At 68.0% G+C, this 18142-nt stretch carries 16 protein-coding genes; 6 read left to right on the top strand and 10 right to left on the bottom strand.

Annotation, left to right across the window (positions count from 1 at the left end; genetic code table 11):
• Window positions 1–25: 25 nt before the first annotated feature.
• From tsaD to QH195_RS14835, 7 genes are read right to left on the bottom strand one after another with little or no spacing between them, the layout of a single operon-like run.
• Window positions 26–1063, bottom strand: a complete 1038-nt coding sequence (gene tsaD, locus QH195_RS14865; RefSeq protein WP_280435796.1) for a tRNA (adenosine(37)-N6)-threonylcarbamoyltransferase complex transferase subunit TsaD — start codon at window positions 1061–1063, stop codon at window positions 26–28.
• Window positions 1060–1572, bottom strand: coding sequence for a ribosomal protein S18-alanine N-acetyltransferase (rimI, locus tag QH195_RS14860; protein ID WP_280421643.1), 513 nt, complete (start codon window positions 1570–1572; stop codon window positions 1060–1062). Before rimI ends, tsaD begins: the two co-directional genes overlap by 4 nt.
• 2 nt (window positions 1573–1574) lie before the next feature.
• The gene (gene tsaB, locus QH195_RS14855) at window positions 1575–2282 is read right to left on the bottom strand and encodes a tRNA (adenosine(37)-N6)-threonylcarbamoyltransferase complex dimerization subunit type 1 TsaB (RefSeq protein WP_280435795.1); all 708 of its coding nucleotides are present in this window, start codon (window positions 2280–2282) and stop codon (window positions 1575–1577) included.
• A 51-nt stretch (window positions 2283–2333) separates the two neighbouring features.
• Window positions 2334–2834, bottom strand: coding sequence for a tRNA (adenosine(37)-N6)-threonylcarbamoyltransferase complex ATPase subunit type 1 TsaE (gene tsaE, locus QH195_RS14850; protein WP_432278478.1), 501 nt, complete (start codon window positions 2832–2834; stop codon window positions 2334–2336).
• Complete coding sequence (locus tag QH195_RS14845) at window positions 2827–3849, bottom strand: alpha/beta fold hydrolase (RefSeq protein WP_280421642.1); 1023 nt, start codon at window positions 3847–3849, stop codon at window positions 2827–2829. The genes tsaE and QH195_RS14845 overlap by 8 nt, the downstream gene beginning before the upstream one ends.
• Before the next feature lie 56 nt (window positions 3850–3905).
• Window positions 3906–5054 (bottom strand): alanine racemase, encoded by a 1149-nt coding sequence (gene alr, locus QH195_RS14840; protein WP_280435794.1) that lies wholly within the window; start codon window positions 5052–5054, stop codon window positions 3906–3908.
• Window positions 5033–6568 carry an NAD(P)H-hydrate dehydratase gene (locus QH195_RS14835; RefSeq protein ID WP_280435801.1) on the bottom strand — a complete coding sequence of 512 codons (1536 nt, stop codon included), beginning with the start codon at window positions 6566–6568 and terminating at the stop codon, window positions 5033–5035. Before QH195_RS14835 ends, alr begins: the two co-directional genes overlap by 22 nt.
• Window positions 6569–6633: 65 nt before the next feature.
• Here QH195_RS14835 and QH195_RS14830 point away from each other — a divergent pair, with 65 nt between their 5' ends.
• On the top strand, window positions 6634–7035 hold the full coding sequence (locus tag QH195_RS14830; RefSeq protein WP_280435793.1) for a cupredoxin domain-containing protein: 402 nt from the start codon (window positions 6634–6636) through the stop codon (window positions 7033–7035).
• 158 nt (window positions 7036–7193) lie between these two features.
• Here QH195_RS14830 and glmS read toward each other — a convergent pair whose 3' ends face one another.
• Window positions 7194–9077, bottom strand: a complete 1884-nt coding sequence (gene glmS, locus QH195_RS14825; protein ID WP_280435792.1) for a glutamine--fructose-6-phosphate transaminase (isomerizing) — start codon at window positions 9075–9077, stop codon at window positions 7194–7196.
• Window positions 9078–9113: 36 nt separating this feature from the next.
• Between glmS and QH195_RS14820 the strand changes: the two genes are divergently transcribed.
• The 5 genes from QH195_RS14820 (at window position 9114) to QH195_RS14800 (ending at window position 16311) form a co-directional block, all read left to right on the top strand.
• Window positions 9114–9998: a dienelactone hydrolase family protein gene (locus QH195_RS14820; protein WP_280435791.1), complete on the top strand. Its 885-nt coding sequence runs from the start codon at window positions 9114–9116 to the stop codon at window positions 9996–9998.
• Window positions 9999–10210: 212 nt separating this feature from the next.
• Complete coding sequence (locus tag QH195_RS14815; RefSeq protein WP_280435790.1) at window positions 10211–12391, top strand: amidase family protein; 2181 nt, start codon at window positions 10211–10213, stop codon at window positions 12389–12391.
• Between the two features lie 76 nt (window positions 12392–12467).
• On the top strand, window positions 12468–13820 hold the full coding sequence (locus QH195_RS14810) for a cytosine permease (RefSeq protein WP_280435789.1): 1353 nt from the start codon (window positions 12468–12470) through the stop codon (window positions 13818–13820).
• Window positions 13817–15313: an amidase gene (locus tag QH195_RS14805; RefSeq protein ID WP_280435788.1), complete on the top strand. Its 1497-nt coding sequence runs from the start codon at window positions 13817–13819 to the stop codon at window positions 15311–15313. The genes QH195_RS14810 and QH195_RS14805 overlap by 4 nt, the downstream gene beginning before the upstream one ends.
• Window positions 15310–16311 (top strand): formamidase, encoded by a 1002-nt coding sequence (locus QH195_RS14800; RefSeq protein ID WP_280435787.1) that lies wholly within the window; start codon window positions 15310–15312, stop codon window positions 16309–16311. The genes QH195_RS14805 and QH195_RS14800 overlap by 4 nt, the downstream gene beginning before the upstream one ends.
• A 151-nt stretch (window positions 16312–16462) precedes the next feature.
• Here the strand turns inward: QH195_RS14800 and QH195_RS14795 are convergent, their stop codons facing one another.
• Together QH195_RS14795 and QH195_RS14790 are read right to left on the bottom strand one after the other, a co-directional pair.
• Window positions 16463–17410 (bottom strand): ABC transporter substrate-binding protein, encoded by a 948-nt coding sequence (locus QH195_RS14795; protein ID WP_280435786.1) that lies wholly within the window; start codon window positions 17408–17410, stop codon window positions 16463–16465.
• A 22-nt stretch (window positions 17411–17432) separates the two neighbouring features.
• Window positions 17433–18140 (bottom strand): class II aldolase/adducin family protein, encoded by a 708-nt coding sequence (locus QH195_RS14790; RefSeq protein ID WP_280435785.1) that lies wholly within the window; start codon window positions 18138–18140, stop codon window positions 17433–17435.
• Window positions 18141–18142 lie beyond the last annotated feature (2 nt).

Genomic DNA, 18142 nt, shown 5'->3' with positions numbered 1-18142 from the left:
TAATCAGTGCGTGACTGTGGCCGGCTCAGCTCACCTGGCTGACCGATACCGGCAGCCCCGGATCACTGGCCACCGACAGCGGCGACGGTTCGGCGCCGCCGCCGATCATATGGGCGCCCAGTGCGGCGATCATCACGCCGTTATCGGTGCACAGCCGCGGTTTCGGGATCCGTAGTGTCAAACCCGCTGCGGCGCAACGTTCTTCGGCCATCGAGCGGATCCGGGTGTTCGCGGTGGCGCCACCGCCGAGGACGAGGGTGTCCACGCCCACGTCCTGCGCCGCCCGGACCGCTTTCATGGTCAGTACATCGGCGACCGCTTCCTGGAACGAAGCCGCGATATCGGGTATCGGGAGCTCGTCGACGCCCTGCCGGTGCTGCGCCTCCACGTACCGGGCAACCGCGGTTTTCAGGCCGGAGAAGGAGAAGTCGTGACGGGCGTCGCGCGGCCCGGTCATGCCGCGCGGGAAAGCGATCGCCGCCGGGTCACCGGTCACCGCGGCCGCGTCGAGTGCTGGGCCACCCGGATAGCCCAGGCCGAGCAGGCGGGCCACCTTGTCGAAAGCCTCGCCGGCGGCGTCGTCCACGGTGCTGCCCAATTCGACCAGCGGCCGCGACAGATCCTCGACATGCAGCAGATGGGTATGCCCACCGGAAACCAGCAATGCCACACACGGCGGCATCGGACCGTGCTCGAGCGTGTCCACGGCGACGTGACCGCCGAGATGGTTCAATGCGTAGAACGGGATATCCCAGGCCGCCGCATAGGCTTTCGCGGCCGCCACACCCACCAGCAGCGCACCCGCGAGCCCCGGCCCGATGGTTACCGCGAGAGCATCGGGGGCGACGATCCCGGCGGTGGACAGGGCGCGGCGCACGGCCGGCACGATGGCCTCGAGATGGGCGCGGGACGCTATCTCGGGGACCACACCGCCGAAGCGGGCATGTTCGGCCACACTCGAGGCGACCTCGTCGGCGAGCAGTTCACAGCTGCCGTCCGGATGGCGCCGCACGATCCCGACGCCGGTCTCGTCACAGGAGCTCTCGATTCCCATGACGATCACGACAGCACCCCGTCCGGGGTTCGCGGGACAACCCCCGCCGGAACATCTTCGAGCGCGGGACGACGCATCGTGTACGCGTCGGCGCCACTGGGGTGGTAGTAGTTCTTGCGCAGGCCGATGATGTGGAAGCCGTGCTTGGCGTAGAGCGCGATCGCCGGCGCGTTGTCGGTGCGCACCTCCAGGAAAACCGGCCCGCCGCGGCGCCCGGCCTCGGCGAGCAGGGCCTCCAGCAGAATGGTGCCGATACCGGCGCGGTGGTAGGCGGGATCGACCCCGATCGTATGCACCTCGGCTTCCGGGTGCTCGGCGTCACCGAGCAGCGCGATCCCCGCGTAGCCGACCATCTTCCCGGACTCGTCGCGCGCGGTGATGTAGCGGTTGTAGCGGGCCGCCAGTTCCGAGCGGAACGATACGGCCTGCCACGGGTCGTCCTCCGGGAACAGCAGCTGTTCCAATTCCACACAGCCTGCGATATCGGCCGGTGCCATGGGTTCTATCCGGATCCCCATCGTCACGCTCCCATCCGGTCGAGGGTGCGGTAGCTTTTCTCGACCGCGTCGGGTCGCCGCAGGTACAGCGGAACCAGCGGCTCCGGGGCCGCGCCCGAGAGCAACACGGGCGCCGCCACCCGCACCAGACCGGCCGGTGACGGGCTCTGCGCGGGCAACGCGGGCAGGCCGAACAAGGCGGTATGCGCAGCGGACCCGGCGATCTTGGTGGCGCCGGCGATATCCAGGTCCGCGGGTTTGCCCACTTCGGGTCCGGTGCTGCGGCGGAGGCCGCGGTCGCGATAGCGCGCGGAGTACACCTCGCGGCGGCGGGCATCGGTGACGATCAGCAGTTCGTCGTCGGGCCCGAGTTCACCGGCACAGTCGGCGGCGAGAGCGTCCAGACTGCATACACCGTGCACCGGGATACCCAGCGCATCACCGAACGCGGCGGCCGTGGCCATTCCGACCCGCAGCCCGGTGAACGGACCGGGACCGATTCCCGCCACTACGGCCGCGATATCCGTGCGGGCTATCCCCGCTTCGGAAATACACTCCAGAATCTGCGGGGTGAGCGCTTCGGCGTGGGCGCGGGCATCGACGAGCGTCCGGACGGCGAGGGTCCGCGGGCGGGCGGTGTCCGGGCTGTTCGCACCGGCCGCCGCCTGCTCCAGCTCGACCAGTCCCGCCGTGACGGCAGGCGTCGCGGTGTCGACAGCAAGTGCAAGCATGATTTGGTCCACGATACCGGGTGACCGACCGCACACGGTGGTGGCGCACGGCTACTCGCCGGGGCCCGTGGCCACCCACTCCCAAGTAGCCGTCCGCACTTCGGATTCCGGTTCCCGGGCCATCCGCACCAGTAGATGCCGGCCGGTCAGCCGTTCCACCACACCACTGCCCCACTCCACGACGACGACCGCATCGTCGAGTTCGGTATCGAGGTCCAGGGCATCGAGTTCGTCCAGGCTGCCGCCGAGCCGATAGGCGTCGACATGCACCAGCGGCACCGGCGGACCGTCCGCGCGCGTGCCCGCGGGATGCCGGCGGGCGATCACGAAGGTCGGCGAACTGACTCGGCCCCCGACCCCCAGCCCCGCGGCGATACCACGGGTGAGCGCGGTCTTACCGGCCCCGAGCGGGCCGTCGAGTACCACCAGATCACCCGCGCGCAGACCCGCCGAGAGTTCCCGGCCGAGCGCCTCGGTATCGGCGACGGTCGGCAGTTCGCGCACCCCGCGCTGTTCGCCGGCGCCGGTCTGCTCGTCGATATGCTCAGCCACCGCTGGCCTCACACAGGCCGTCGTCCTCGCCGACCACGCCGGCGCGTAACAGCAACCGGTCCAGGGCGGCATTCGTTTCGTCCGGATACTGCAGCTGCGGCATATGCGCGCATTCCGGCAGCCGGACCAGTTCGCAATCCGCCAATTCCCGCGCCAGCACACGCGAATTGCGGAAGGGGATCACCAGATCGCGGACACCGCCGAGTACCAGCACCGGAAGATCGCGCAGTACCGGCAGTGCCGCGGCCTCGTCGTGTAATTCGATGGCCTTCAGGAACTTCACCACGGTTTCCACCGGCGTCCGGTCGATCATCATGGTGGTGAACCGCGACAGGGTCGGGCTCACCGAGCCGTGGAACGAACTCACATGCAGGATCGGCGTGATGATGTGCCGCGCGGTGACCCGCCCGGCCTGTACCAGCGCCGGCGCTGCGTGCACGGCCAACCGGAACCCGTCGATCGCCGGATTACGCAGCAGCTGGCCGATCCCGGCGGAGGTCACCTCCGCGGCGGCGGTGGACAGCAGCGCCACTGCCCGCACCCGCTTCGCGAACAGGTCACCCGCATGGGCGGCGGCGGCCAGCACCGCCATACCGCCGAGGGAATGCCCCACCAGGATCAACGGGCCGCGCGGCGCCTTGGCGTCGATCACTGTGAGCAGATCGCGGCCGAGCTGCGACACCGTGCAACTGTCGGTTTCCGGGGTGCCCGACCGGCCGTGCCCACGAAGATCGAACAGCACCAGCCGCAGCCGCGACCCCCAACGCTGCGCCAGATGCCGGCGCTGGAAATGGAAGGACTCCATGCTGTTACAGAAGCCGTGGACGAAAACCACGGTCGCCTCGGCGTCGCCGGTCCCCCATTCGCGGGTGGCCAGGCATACCCCGTCGTCGGCGATCACCTCGCCGGCGCGGTCGAGGTCGATCAGCGCGAAGTTCTCGTCCCGGTATTCGTCGCGCACCGGTGGCCACAGCACTTTCGCGCCCGCCCGGCGCAGCGCGTGCACGCCTGCCATGGCGCCCACCACACCTGCTGTGGCCAGCCCGCCGCGTAACAGTGTCGTCCGTGGTTTCACCGCGCTCCTCCCCGATAGCGACGGTGTACCCGGCCGCGCGGCGCGCACACCACTTCATAGTGGATGGTACCGAGCAGATCCGCCCAGTCCTGGGCGCGCGGTTCACCGCGGGTGCCGGAACCGAACAGGATGGCGGTATCGCCCCCCACGACCCCGTCGCTGTTGTCACCGAGATCGACCACGAGCTGGTCCATGCAGACCCGGCCCCGGTTCGGCCGCCGCCGACCGCCGACCCACACCTGCATCCGGTTGCCGAGCGTCCGGAAGACCCCGTCGGCGTAGCCGGCCGGGATCAGCGCGACCGTGGTGTCGGCGGGCGCGATCCACTCGTGGCCGTAGGAAACGCCTTCCCCCGCGGCCACCTTCTTGACGAGCGCCACCTCGGCCTGGAAGGTCATCGCCGGGCGCAGGCCGAAGTCGCCGATTTCCGGAACCGGCGTCAGGCCGTACACGGCGATTCCCGGCCGCACCATGTCGAAGGCCAGATCGGGCCTGGTCAGCGTGGCCGCGGAGTTGGCCAGGTGGACCAGTTCGGGCTCCAGTCCGTACTCCTTGGCCGTGGCAATGGCCTCCAGGAAGCGGTCGCGCTGCCGATCGATCACCGGGTTGTACGGCTCGTCGGCATGAGCGAGATGGGAGAAGATCGCACGGAACCGGACGACCTCCTCATCGACGAGTTCTCGCAGGGCGGCGAGCACCGTCGGATAGACCACCGGGTCGATCCCGTTGCGGTTGAGCCCGGTATCGACCTTCAGCGTCACGATCGCCCGGCGGCCCAGCTCCCGGGCGGCCGCGGCCACCGCTTCCAGCTGTTCCGGTGAGGAGACACCGATCTCGATATCGGCGGCGACGGCGGCGGCGTAATCGGCGTCACAAACATTGAGCCAGCACAGGATCGGTGCCTCGATCCCGGCGGCCCGCAGCGTCACCGCCTCCTCGATCGTGGTGACCCCGAGCTCGGCCGCGCCCGCGGCCAGCGCCGCCCGCGCGACCTCGACGGCTCCGTGGTTGTAACCGTCGGCCTTGACCACCACCATCACCGCGGCGTCGCCGGCGTGTGCGCGCAGGACGCCCACATTGTGCGCGATGGCATCCAGATCGACGATCGTCTCCACTTGCCCATTCACATCTGCCGATACTGCCATCTCCGCGAATGGTCCGGTGCGATGCCTACCTGCACAGGCCTCGGAACACCGCCTCGACGACCGCGCGCTTGCGACCGCAGATGCGCGATGGCCTGCGGGAGATGGCGTAGCAAGGGGCCGGCCGAAATCGGGGTGGCGGAGCCGGACCCTGCGACGTGCGCGGCGATATCGGCGGCCGTTGCGTGCGCTCGCGCCGCCGCTGCCGCGGCCCATCCGGGTTCCCGTCCCGCAGCGAGCAGGGCACCGATCACACCCGACAGCACATCGCCGGCCCCGGCCGTTGCCGCCCAGGATCCACCGGCCTCGTTGACCAGCACCGGTCTGCCCGGTTCGGCGATCAAGGTCGACCGCCCTTTCAGCAGTACGGTGGCCTGCCACGCTTCGGCGAGTTCACGGACCGCCGCGACCCGATCCGGGCCGGGCTCGCTGCCGGTGAGCCTGGTGAACTCGCCGGCATGCGGAGTGAGAACGGTCGCGGCCCGGCGGCCACGGACCAGGTCGGGCTCCTTCGCAAGCAGGGTGAGACCGTCCGCATCGATCACCACCGGCAGATCAGTGGCCAGGATCTCGGCGAGGCGGTCGCGGGTGTCTCGATCCGTTCCGGAACCGGGGCCGAATACCCACGACTGCACCCGGCCGGTAGCTGTGAGGTCGGGCGATGCGATCACTTCCGGATACTGCGCGAGAACGGCCGGGCCGGCAGTACCGACGTAGCGGACCATCCCGGAAGTCGCCGCGACCGCCGCCCCGGTACAGAGCACGGCCGCCCCCGGATACATCTCGCTACCGGCGTGCACCCCGACGACTCCCTGCGTGTACTTGTCGTCCTCCGCCCCGGGCACCGGCCAGCCCGCACCCACCTCCGCCGGTTCCAGCGCGGCGAGACGCGCGGCGGGAAGCCGTAACCCGATGGGCACCAGTTCGATTCGTCCGCACCGGGCTGCGGCCAGCGCGTGCACCGGTTTCCGGGCGCCGAACGCGACGGTGACCGCCGCCTGCACCGCGGGCCCATCCACCACCCCGGTATCCGGATCGACCCCACTCGGCAGATCGGCGGCGATGACCGGGACTGCCAGGCCCGCAACGATTCGTGCCGCGTCGGGACGCAACGACCCCCGCCCGGAGATCCCGACGATCCCGTCGACCACCAATTCCGCCCCGGCCAATTCCGCAAGAGCCGCAACCGGATCGGCACATATCCGGCCTCCGGCCCGGCGTAATGCGGCAAGTCCCGCGGCATGCGTCCGTTTCGGCTTCAACAGCACCGCGGTAACCGCCACGCCGCGCCGGCGCAGCATCGATCCCGCCCACAACGCGTCCCCGCCGTTGTCCCCCGAACCCACCAGCAGGCCTACCTTGCGGCCCGCGACTCCACCGGTGCGGGCGCGTAGTTCGGCCGCCACCACCGTGGCCAGCCCATAGGCGGCGCGCCGCATCGGTTCTCCCGCGGGGACCCGGGTGAACAATTCGGCTTCCGCCGCGCGCACCTCGTCGGCGGTGTAATAGCCGGACAGCTCGCTCACCGAACCCACCTCCGCAGTCGACAGCCAACGACGCCAGCAGACTACGCTTGGCCGTCATGCCCAGACCTCACCGCGCCGCATCGGCCGCCGCCGCCGGACTCACTCTCGTGGCGGCCCTGCTGGCCGGTTGCGGGTCCGACGAACCCACGCCTTCCCGCACCGATACGTCGGTCACCGGTTCCCCGCAGAACACGGAGGCGACGGTCACCGTCATGGTCGAAGAGGACGCCTTCTCGCCCGCCGAGATCACCATCACCGCCGGAGACACCGTGGCCTGGCATTTCGACGGCGGTATTCCACACGGGGTCCAGGGCATCGGCGACAGGGCCATGGGCCTGAACAGTCCGCTGTTCGAGGTCGGCGATTGGAGCTACACCTTCACCTCGCCGGGCGAATACCGCTATCTGTGCCCGATTCACCCGGATATGCGCGGGACGATCATCGTCGAACAAGCCTGAACTGGGCACAGCCTTCGGGGTCGGCTCGGGTCGGCACACAGGCGAGATCCCGCCCGGCCCGGCGCAGCCGGTGTTTCCGGCTGCGCCTACCGGACCGAGACAAGGGTGAACCCAGTCGAGGTCATGGTGCACCCGACCGGAGCGGAGGCGGGGTCTGTCTACTCGACCGTCACCGATTTGGCGAGGTTACGCGGCTTGTCCACATCGTATCCGCGGGCCTGCGCCACCTCGGCGGCGAAGATCTGCAGCGGAACCGTCGACAGCAGCGGCTGGTACAGGGTGGGCGCGGACGGGATCTCGATCAGATCGTCGGCGAACGGCCGGACCAGATCGTCACCCTCCTCGGCGATCACGATGGTGCGCGCCCCGCGAGCCTGGATCTCCCGGATATTGCTGAGCAGTTTGGCGTGCAGCACCCCGCGTCCCTTCGGCGACGGCATCACCACGATCACCGGCAGCCCGTCCTCGATCAACGCGATCGGACCGTGCTTCAACTCACCCGCCGCGAAACCCTCCGCGTGCATATACGCGAGTTCCTTCAGCTTGAGCGCACCTTCGAGCGCCACCGGGTAGCCGACATGGCGACCCAGGAACAGGATGGTCCGCTCGCGCGCCAGTTCCCGGGCGATCGCCCGCACCTGCGGCGCCGTTTCCAGTACCCGGTCCACCAGCTTCGGCATGGCCTCCAACTCGGCGAACTCGCGAGCCACCTCGTCGGGGTACTTGGTGCCGCGCGCCTGCGCCAACGCCAGCCCGACCAGCAGGTTCGCCGTCACCTGAGCGAGGAACGCCTTGGTGGAGGCGACCCCGATCTCCGGCCCGGCGCGGGTGTAGAGCACCGCATCGGATTCGCGCGGGATCTGCGCGCCGTTGGTGTTGCAGACCGCCAGCACCCGCGCTTTCTGGCTCTTGGCATGCCGGACGGCTTCCAGCGTGTCGGCGGTCTCACCCGACTGCGATACCGCGACCACCAGAGTGGAGCGGTCCAGCACCGGGTCGCGGTAACGGAATTCGCTGGCCAGCTCCACTTCCACGGGCAGCCGGGTCCAGTGCTCGATGGCGTACTTGGCGACCAGGCCGGAGTGGTAGGCGCTCCCACAGGCCACCACGAAAACCTTCTCCACATCGCGGAGTTCCTGGTCGGAGAGGCGCTGCTCGTCCAGTACGATCCGGCCGTCCTGGCCGGGGGTCTGGTCGAAATGACCGATGAGCGTATCGGCGACCGCGCCGGGCTGCTCCTCGATCTCCTTGAGCATGAAGTAGTCGTGACCGCCCTTCTCGGCGGCGGCCAGATCCCAGTCGATGGTGAACGGCCGGGAGTGCACACCCTCGGTGGAGCCGTGGAAATCGGTGACGCGGTAGCCGCCGGCGGTGATCACCACCGCCTGACCCTCACCGAGCTCGACGGCCTCGCGGGTGTGCTCGATGAATGCGGTGACATCGGAGGCGATGAACATCTCGTTCTCGCCGACGCCCACCACGAGCGGGGTCGAATGCCGGGCCGCCACGACAGTGCCCGGATGGTCGGCATGGGTGAAAACCACCGTGAAGGCACCCTCGAGCCGCCGCAGCACCGCCAGCACGCTGGCCTCGAAATCCCCCTCGGTCGGCCCCTCGGCATAGGCCCGCGACACCATGTGCACCGCGACCTCGGTATCGGTTTCGCTGCGCAGTTCGACCCCGGCGTCCTCGAGTTCGCGCCGCAGCTCGACGAAGTTCTCGATGATGCCGTTGTGCACGACCGCGACCTTGCCGCTCGCATCCTGATGTGGATGGGCGTTGCGATCGGTCGGAGCGCCGTGCGTCGCCCAGCGGGTATGACCCATTCCCGTGGACCCGGCGAACACGCCCGGGCCCGCGGCCTCCAGCGCCTCTTCCAGATTGCTGAGCCGGCCGGCGCGCCGCTCGATCGCGGCATGCCCGGTGCCGTCGAGAATCGCCACGCCCGCGGAGTCGTAACCTCGGTACTCCATGCGGCGCAAGGCAGCGACGACGACGCCCAACGCGTCCCGGTACCCGACGTACCCCACGATTCCGCACATGGCTCCCCAGAGTACTTATCGGCTAACGTTCACGTCGTGTCGGCGTCTGTGAAATCACTTCTGAGCACTCTGACCAGCCGCGGCCCGCACCGGGTGCTCCGCGGGAATCTGGCCATCGCGGGCCAGCCCGGGGTGGTGTACACGCCCGAGAGCGGCCGCGACCTACCGGCCGTCGCCTTCGGCCACGGCTGGCTCAACAGCGCCGGTAACTACGCCACGCTGCTGGAACACCTCGCGTCCTGGGGCATCGTCGCCGCCGCGCCGGACACCGAACGCGGCCCGCTGGCCTCCCACCTGAACCTGGCCACCGACCTGCTCACCACCCTCGATATCTGCACCGGCGTCCGCCTCGGCGACGGCACTGTCACCGTGCATCCCGAACGTCTGGCCCTCGCCGGCCACGGTATGGGCGCCGGCGCGGCCGTTCTCGCCGCCGCCCAGCGCCGCGTGGCCGCGGTCACCCCTTTGTTCCCGGCCCCCACCGCTCCGGCCGCCGAATCGGCGGCCCCCGATATCGACACGCCCGTCCTGATCCTGGCCGGTGTCTCCGATATCGACTCCCTCAACTCCAACGCGGTCCCACTGGCCGCGGCTTGGTCGGGCCCGGCGATCCTGCGCTCCCTCGAAGGCGCCGGCCCCAACGGCCTCGCCGAAGGTCGCCGCCTGCTCGCCGCGCTCGGCGGCGGCAAACACGAACCGAAAACCGCCCGCGCCACCCGCGCCCTCCTCACGGGCTACCTCCTGCACACCCTCCTCGGCGACAAGACCTACGCCGCCTTCTCCGACCCGGAGACGTCGATCCGCCACACCCACGTCATCGACCCGGCGGCCGCACTCCACGACCAAGAGGAAACCCGCCGGGCCGCCGCGACCCCCGATCCGGCGACCGTGGGCAAACTGGTCCGGACGCTCCGCAAGTAACCCTCGGTCTTTCGACCACTGCGCCCACACCGGACCCAGGCCACCGGTTCTCGTCTCCATGAACACCGTGAGCAGGGAATCGGCGGTGCTCCGCAGTACGACGCTGCACTCGGTCACCAGGTCGTAACGCAAACCGAACAGTCATGACATTGTCCCCCACCAAACTTCCCAGGGTGTGATCACGCCGGGCAGTGAAGGTGAGGTGATATCACATGACAGCGGAGAAGACGGCGGAGCGGACGGTAGCGGATGCGGTGTATCAGCAGTTCCGCCGCAGGATTCTCGAAGGACGTATCAAACCCGGAACTCGGGTTTCCATCCGATCGCTGGCATTGTCGGCCGGAGTTTCGACCATGCCGACCCGGGAAGCGTTGAAACGTCTGCAATTCGAGGGTCTGGTCGCATTCGATCGGCGAGCGGTCACGGTGGCCGCACTCGACGCGGACGAGATCCGGCAATTGTTCGCTATCAGGCTGACATTGGAATTGCTCGCCACCGAATGGGCACTGACACGTCTCGACGACGACGGCATCACAGCTATGCGGGCAGTCCTCGACGAAATGGCCGATCCCGATATAACGCCTGATATCTGGCGTGAACTCAATCGCACATTCCATCAGACCTTCTACGGCCATGCCCGGAGCCGCTACCTCATCGAGTTGATCCACAACATCTGGGATCGGATCCAGCCGTACATGGCGATCTACGCCTCGGCGGCGCACAACCTGGACGACGCGCGGCAGGACCATGAGCACATGTTCCGGCTGATGACCGGCCGGAAACTCGATGAGTTGCTCGACGCAACCCGGCATCACATCGAGACAACCGCGGAGGCCATTGTCGGCGCACTCGCTACACCACACGCACCGGATACCCGAGCAACCGCGAATTACGAAGAGCTGTCGATCGCCTCGTTTCATCGAATGGTCGAGCGTGGCGAGACCACCAGCGCGCAGCTCACCAGCTGGTATCTGGCGAGAATCGACGATATCGACTCGGCCGGCAACCCGGACGGCCTCCAGCTCAACTCCGTCGTGACGGTCAATCCGGCGGCGCTTCGCGAGGCCGCCCGGCTGGACGAGCAGTACGCGCGAACAGGCAAGCTCGCCGGGCCGCTCCACGGGGTTCCGGTTCTCGTCAAGGACCAAGCCGAAACACGTGGTATTGCCACTTCTTTCGGCTCCGAGGTTTTCGCCGATTACGTGCCCGATGCCGATGCGGTGGTAGTACGGCGTCTGCGGGATGCGGGCGCGGTGGTCCTGGGTAAAACCGCCATGTGTGATTTCGCCGCGGGTTGGTTCTCCTTCTCGTCTCGGACCGGCCACACCAAGAACCCCTATGACACCGACCGGGAGACCGGTGGTTCGAGCGCCGGTACCGCGGCGGCCGTGACCGCGAACCTGTGCCTCGTGGGAGTCGGCGAGGACACCGGTGGATCGATTCGGCTACCGGCTTCGTTCACCAACCTTTTCGGCCTGCGGGTCACCACCGGTCTCATTCCCCGCACCGGCTTCTCGCCGCTTCTGCACTTCCAGGACACGCCCGGACCGATGGCGCGCACGGTCACCGATCTGGCGGCTGTCCTCGACGTCATCGCCGGGTACGACTCCACCGACCCGTATACCGGTATCGCAGCAGCCGATCCCGATGCCGGAAACTATGCCGCCGCGATCGGTGAAGTGACCGCGGAAGCGCTGAGGGACTTCCGAATCGGAGTGTTGCCGGACGCATTCGGCACCGGGATCGATCAGGAGATGACGAACGCGGTGGTCCTGTCGGCGATCGACGATCTCGGCCGCTTCGGCACCGAGGTGATCGAAGGACTGCGCCTCGGGAATCTGGAGTCGTGGATCGAGCGAACCTCGCTCTATACGCGTTGCTCCAAGAAGGACATCAACGAGTTCTTGGCGCAGCGTCCCGGCGCGCCGGCCACTTCGGTGGACGAGATCGTCGCGGCCGGGCGTTTCCACCCGCTCACAGACCTGTTCGGCGCCCTCGTCTCCGGCGCGGACGATCCCGGCGACGACCCCGCCTACCTGCGCGGCCGGCTACGCCAGGAGGAATGGCGGCGCACCCTCGTCTCGATGATGGCGCAGGCCGGCGTCGACTTCCTGGTCTATCCCACGGTTCAGGTCCCGGCCCCCACGCGCGCCGAACTCGAGGCGAAACGCTGGACGGCCCTGAACTTCCCGACGAACACCGTTATCGCCTCCCAGACATCGCTGCCGGCGATGAGCATCCCCGCCGGCTTCACCGATTCCGGACTCCCGGTCGGTCTGGAGGTGCTGGGCCGGCCGCTGTCGGAACTCGCGCTGCTGCGATTCGCACGGGCATGGGAGCTGGCCGCCGCTCCACGGCGACCGGCGGTGCTCACCTCCCGGTCTACCAGCTGACCACCGATTCTCCACGTCAACGGTGACCTGGGCGTGCGCTTCGGCGCGCAACTCTTTTCGACAAAGGATGGACCGGATGACAACGCGTACCCAAGTACCACCCGCCGTGGAACACGGAAAACACGCCGGGCTGGAGGAAGAGTTCGAGAACGTACCCGTCCCTGCAGCGCATCGGCGCTCCGTATTCTCGGTATCGGCGGTGTGGTTCGGATTCCCGATGGTTCTCACCTCCGCCATCTTCGGCGGAACGATCGCCTACGGCCTGGGCTTCTGGAAGGGAGTCCTGTCCATTCTGATCGGCAACCTCGTGCTGTTCGCCTACGTCGGCGCGCTGTCCTACCTCGCGGGCACAACCGGTAAGAACTTCGCGCTCAGCGCGGCCGAAACCTTCGGGCGCAACGGGGCCAAGATCGTGGCGGGATTCCTGTCGACCGTCGTGATCGGCTGGTTCGCCTTCCAAACGGGATTGACCGGCGCGACCCTGGAAACATCGCTGGGCTGGAATGCCACTCTCCTCGCTCTGGTCGCCGGGATCCTGTACATCGGCATCACCTTCATCGGTATCCGGGCGCTGACCGTCATCGGTCTCATCGCGGCGCCGCTGTTCATCGCCCTCGGTATCGTCGCTGTGGTGATCGCCACGCGATCCGACGGTATCGGCGCCATCACCTCCTATCGCGGAGCGAGCGACGCGACGGTGCTCTCGATCGGCGCGGCGATCTCGATCGTGGTCGCGGGATTCGTCGACTCCGGAACGATGACCGCCGACTTCACCCGCTGGTCCCGTAACGGTAAGGAAGCGGTTGCCGCCACCTTCAGCGCCTTCCCCGTCGCGAACGCGATCGCCATGATCGTCGGCGCGATCGTCGTGGCCGCGGGCGCCGCGGTGGATCCGGCCGCGAACGGCGGCGACTTCCTGCCGATTCTCACCGACCACGGCGCGGTGCTGACGGTTCTCGCGGTTGTCTTCGTATTCGTCAATCTCGGATCCGTCTGCGCCCATTGCCTGTACAACGGCGCGGTCGGGTGGAGCCAGCTCACCGGATCGAAGATGCGGCTGCTGACCATCATCCTCGGTGCTGTAGGCGTGGTGATCGCGCTCGCCGGAGTGTGGAGCCATTTCAGCACCTGGCTCAACCTGCTCGGCATCTTCGTGCCCTCGATCGGCGCGGTACTGATCGTCGATCAGTTGCTCACCCGGCGCGCGACGGCGCGGAAGATCACGGGGTTGCGGGTACAGCCGTTCGCCGCCTGGATCATCGGCGCTGCCTGCGCCTATGCAGTGCACCACTGGGCGCCGCAACTCAGCGAAGCCATCGTCGGAATGGTGTGTGCGGCCGTCGCCTACCTCGTCGTCGAGGCAGTCGTCCCGGATCGGGCCGGCCGAAGCACGGCTCCCGGCGCCACAGCAATCGAGGTAGCACAATGACAATCGCATCCGCCGCCGCCCTGGCCGGAGCTTCCGCGGTCGAGATCAGCTCGCTGATCCGGGACGGCCGGGTCACCGCCGCCGAGGTCGTCGAGAGCGCGCTCGCCCGGGTCGACGCCCTCGACGACAGCCTGCATGCCTTCGTCGAACGGACCGACGCGCTGGCGCGGACGCAAGCGGCCGAGGTGGACGCCGCCTTCGCGCGCGGTGACGATCCAGGACCACTGGCGGGTGTACCGATCGCCGTCAAGGATCTGATCGCCACCGCGGGGGTGCCCACCCGGAACGGGACGGTCGTCTATGGGGACTGGATCCCCGACGAAGACGACATCGTGGTGGAACGGCTGAAGAAAGCCGGAGCGGTGATCTTGGGGAAAACAACCGTTCCGGAGTTCGGTTACAGCGCGGTCGGCCACAATCCGGTGTCGCCGCCGGCGCGCAATCCGTGGAATCCGGAGTTGACGCCCGGTGGATCGTCGGCGGGTTCCGCGGTCGCGGTGGCCACCGGTATGTCTCCCCTCGCACTGGGCAGCGACGGCGGTGGGTCCGTACGGATACCCGCGTCCCTGTGTGGGCTGGTCGGTTTCAAGGCGTCGATGGGCCGGGTGCCGCTCTACCCGGGGTGCCGGGACGAGCGGTTTCCCGGTATGTCGAGCTGGGAGACGATCGAGCATATCGGTCCGATGACGCGCTCCGTCACGGACGCGGCACTGCTGATGTCGGTGATCGCGGGCCCGGATCCGCGCGACCGGCATTCGCTTCCCGCCGGTGATGTCGATTGGTGCGGGGCGGTTTCCGATGGCCCGGCCCGGGACCTTGCCGGCAAGAGAATCGCCTATTCGGCGGATCTGGGCTATCTCCCGGTGGATCCGCGGGTCCGGTCGATCGTCGCGAAGGCGGTCGAGGCATTCGAGGAACTCGGTGCGACGGTGGTCGAGGCCGACCCCGGAATCGACGACCCCCGGTCCTACATCTGGTCGATCGTCATGGCCGACAGCGACCTGGTCGGTATGCGCGGTCTGGTGGCACAGTATCGGGACAGAATGTCGCCGCACCTGGTCGAACTGATCGAACGCCGCTGGACAGCAGAGGAATTCACGACCGCGCAGATGATGCGCAAACGCGTGGTCAACCAGCTGTGGCGGTTCATGCAGAACTATGACCTCCTGATCACTCCGGCCCTGGCCGTACCCGCGTTCCCGATCGGCATACAGGGCCCTGAGCTGATCGACGGCCGGATGGTGGATTCCGGCAGCTGGCTGGGATTCCTGAACATCTTCAACTGGTCCGGGCAACCCGCGATATCGGTCCCGGCGGGATTCACCGACGACGGATTGCCCGTCGGACTACAGATCGTCGGACCACATCTGGGCGACGCCGCAGTACTCGCGGCGGCGGCGCTTTTCGAGCAGCAACGGCCGTGGCAGCACCGGTGGCCCGAACTCGCGCCACCGGTGACCGGCGGAGCACGAGAGGAGCAGTCCGCACGATGACCGGACTCGACGGACTCAACCCGACCCCCGGCGCGCTGGTCTTGGGATTGGTGCAGGCACAGGTGCCCACGATCCGCGAACCCAGCGATCTGAAAGCGACCGCCGAGCGGCTCGCCGACATCGTCCAGGGCGCCAAGCGAGGCATGCCCACGATCGACCTGGTCGTCATGCCGGAGTACAGCATCAACGGGCTGGATCCGCAGACCTGGCTCGACAACGCATTGCTGTGTGACCGGGACGGGCCCGAGCTGGCGCTGCTGGCCGACGCCTGTCGCGAAGCCGGGGTGTGGGGGTGCTTCTCGATCATGGAACGGAATCCGGACGGAGCACCGTGGAACAGCGGGGTCGTCATCGACGACGAAGGGCGCGAACGCCTCTACTACCGCAAAATGCACCCATGGGTTCCCGCCGAACCGTGGGCGCCGGGTGACCTCGGCATTCCGGTATGTGACGGGCCCTCCGGATCCAAGCTCGCGTTGATCATCTGCCACGACGGCATGCTGCCCGAGATGGCGCGCGAGGCCGCCTACAAAGGCGCGAATGTCATTCTGCGGACCGCGGGCTATACCTACCCGATCCGGCAGGCCTGGCAGATCACCAATCAGGCGAACGCCTTCCAGAATCTCGCGTATACCGCATCGGTGGCCCTGGCCGGCCCGGACCAGAACAATATTCGGTCGCAGGGCGAGGCCATGGTCTGCGATATCGACGGGACCGTCCTGGTGCAGGGGGACGGGACGCCTGACCGGGTGGTCACGGCGGAGGTCGTCCCGGCACGTGCGGACCAGGCCAGACAGACCTGGGGTGTCGAGAACAACATCTATCAACTGGGTCACCGTGGGTACTCGGCCGTCGAGGGCGGAGCACGCGACTGCCCGTACACGTTCATGCAAGACCTGATGGCGGGTAGGTACCGGGTCCCGTGGGAATCCGAGGTCCACCATGTGGACGGGACGGGCGCCGGCTGGGGGCCGCCGGGCGAAGTGCGTGCGCGATGAGCGGAACAGGGTGAAATCTCGCCGCGCTGCCCGATACCCCGGCCCCCTCATCGGGCCGGGGTATCTCGTTGCCACCATGCCGACCACCCGCACCGGGCGCGGACAGGCCGGGTTGTCGGCGGGGACGCCGGTCCGGTCGTCACCCGCGTGCTCAGACCGCCGAAACCGAACGATGCGCGTCCACGAACTCACCGATCCAGGGCAGGACCGCGTCTCGAACCTGCACCGTTCGTGGCAGCAAACCGTTGGTGTACAACAGGTCTGCGGACCGCTGCTGTTCATCGAGGAACTCGTCGGTGACCGAGCCGATCCCGAAGGGGCGGCCACGCAGCGCCGCCTCCCAGCGATCGAGATCAGCGGTACCACCGCGCCGTTCGGCGTCGTCGACGAAGAACCGTGCTGCTTCGCGCGGGTTGGCGACTATCCACGCATCCGATTCCTGCAGCGCCGTGATGATCGCTTCGAGCTCCGGGCGATGGTTCTCGGCGAACTCGCGCCGGACGAACCACAGCGACGGGTGGCTGAACAGTCCTTCGGTGTCGACGAGCGTATGTACCTGCGCGGTGGCCTCCACCTCCGCCAGTGCCGGGTAGGCGCCGACCCACGCGTCGAGTTCGCCGCGCAAAAGCGCGGCACCTCCGTCGTTCACGTCGGTATCGACCGGCACGATATCGGACCAGCGCAACCCCTCGCGGTCGAGAGCGAGCAGGGCCAGCGTGGTCTGCCACGAACCGTGCGCGATCCCGACCCGTTTGCCGCGCAGATCGGCGACGGTGTGGATACCGGAGCTCTCGAGGCTCACCAACCGCCCGTTCTCGACGCGAGGCCCCGAGATCCCGACATACACCAGGTCACGCCCTTGCCCCAGGCCGGTGACCGGCGGGGTGAACCCGGTACCGATGAAATCGTAGCCACCGTCGTCGAACAGCCAGTCCGAGTGCAGTGTCGGTAGGCCGGTGCGGGGATCGGCGCGCGGCGGAGCCGGGAGGTCGCGCAGGTCCACCCACTCGACGTCCCGGAGGTGGGGTTCGAGCAGGCCGTTGTGGCGCAGCACGAACAAGGAGTTGTTGTTCGGGAAATAGCCGATTCGAACAGTCATCAGGGAGCCCCTTCCGGCTTTGTCAGACCAGACCGCGGCGGCGGGCCTCGTCGAGCAATCCACTGCGGCCCCATTGCGCTACGAGGTTCGTCGGGTCGAAGTCGACAGCGCCACCGACGAGTTCACCGAGCGCCTGGTATTGGGCGCCCTCTTCGAGCAGGACCACGAATTTGGCGAGGTCGAGCAGGCCCGACCGGCCGATCACGTTGACGCCGCCGTTGGCTTCGAAGATCGCGACCAGGTCCGGGTCGTCGGCGAGACGGTCGAGGATGAAATCACCGGGTGCCCGGCTGCGGTCGATATGCGCGGGGATGTCGCGGGAGAGGGTCAGGCGCTGCGAGGCCGCGTATTTGATGCGCAGGGTGCGGTGGGTCTGTGCCCACCCACCCAGCCATGGTGTGTGCACGTGCACGATCGAGGTGATCTCGGGGTGCTTGCGGAACACCCCGGCATAACCGGTGACGAATCCGGCCGGGCCGTCGCCGGCGAGTACCTCGCCGTCGAAGGTCGCGAGGATCGGCTTCGCGTTCCGGTCCTGCGCCCACGGGCCGGGTTCGTTGAGCGCGACGGCCAGTTCTTCGCCCGGGACCCGCTCGACGAAGTTCACGGTGCCGTTGGCGGAAACGGTCCCGGTCTCGCGGAACACTCGGAAAGCGGTGTCGGCGGCGCGACGAGCGTCGTCGACGAAAGCCTCGACTGCAGGGGTGACCCGGGTTTCGGTGCTGGTCATGA

The organism is Nocardia carnea, assembly GCF_029868855.1.
In the GTDB taxonomy this organism is placed as follows: domain Bacteria; phylum Actinomycetota; class Actinomycetes; order Mycobacteriales; family Mycobacteriaceae; genus Nocardia; species Nocardia carnea_A.
This window is presented reverse-complemented; position numbering and strand designations above follow the sequence as displayed.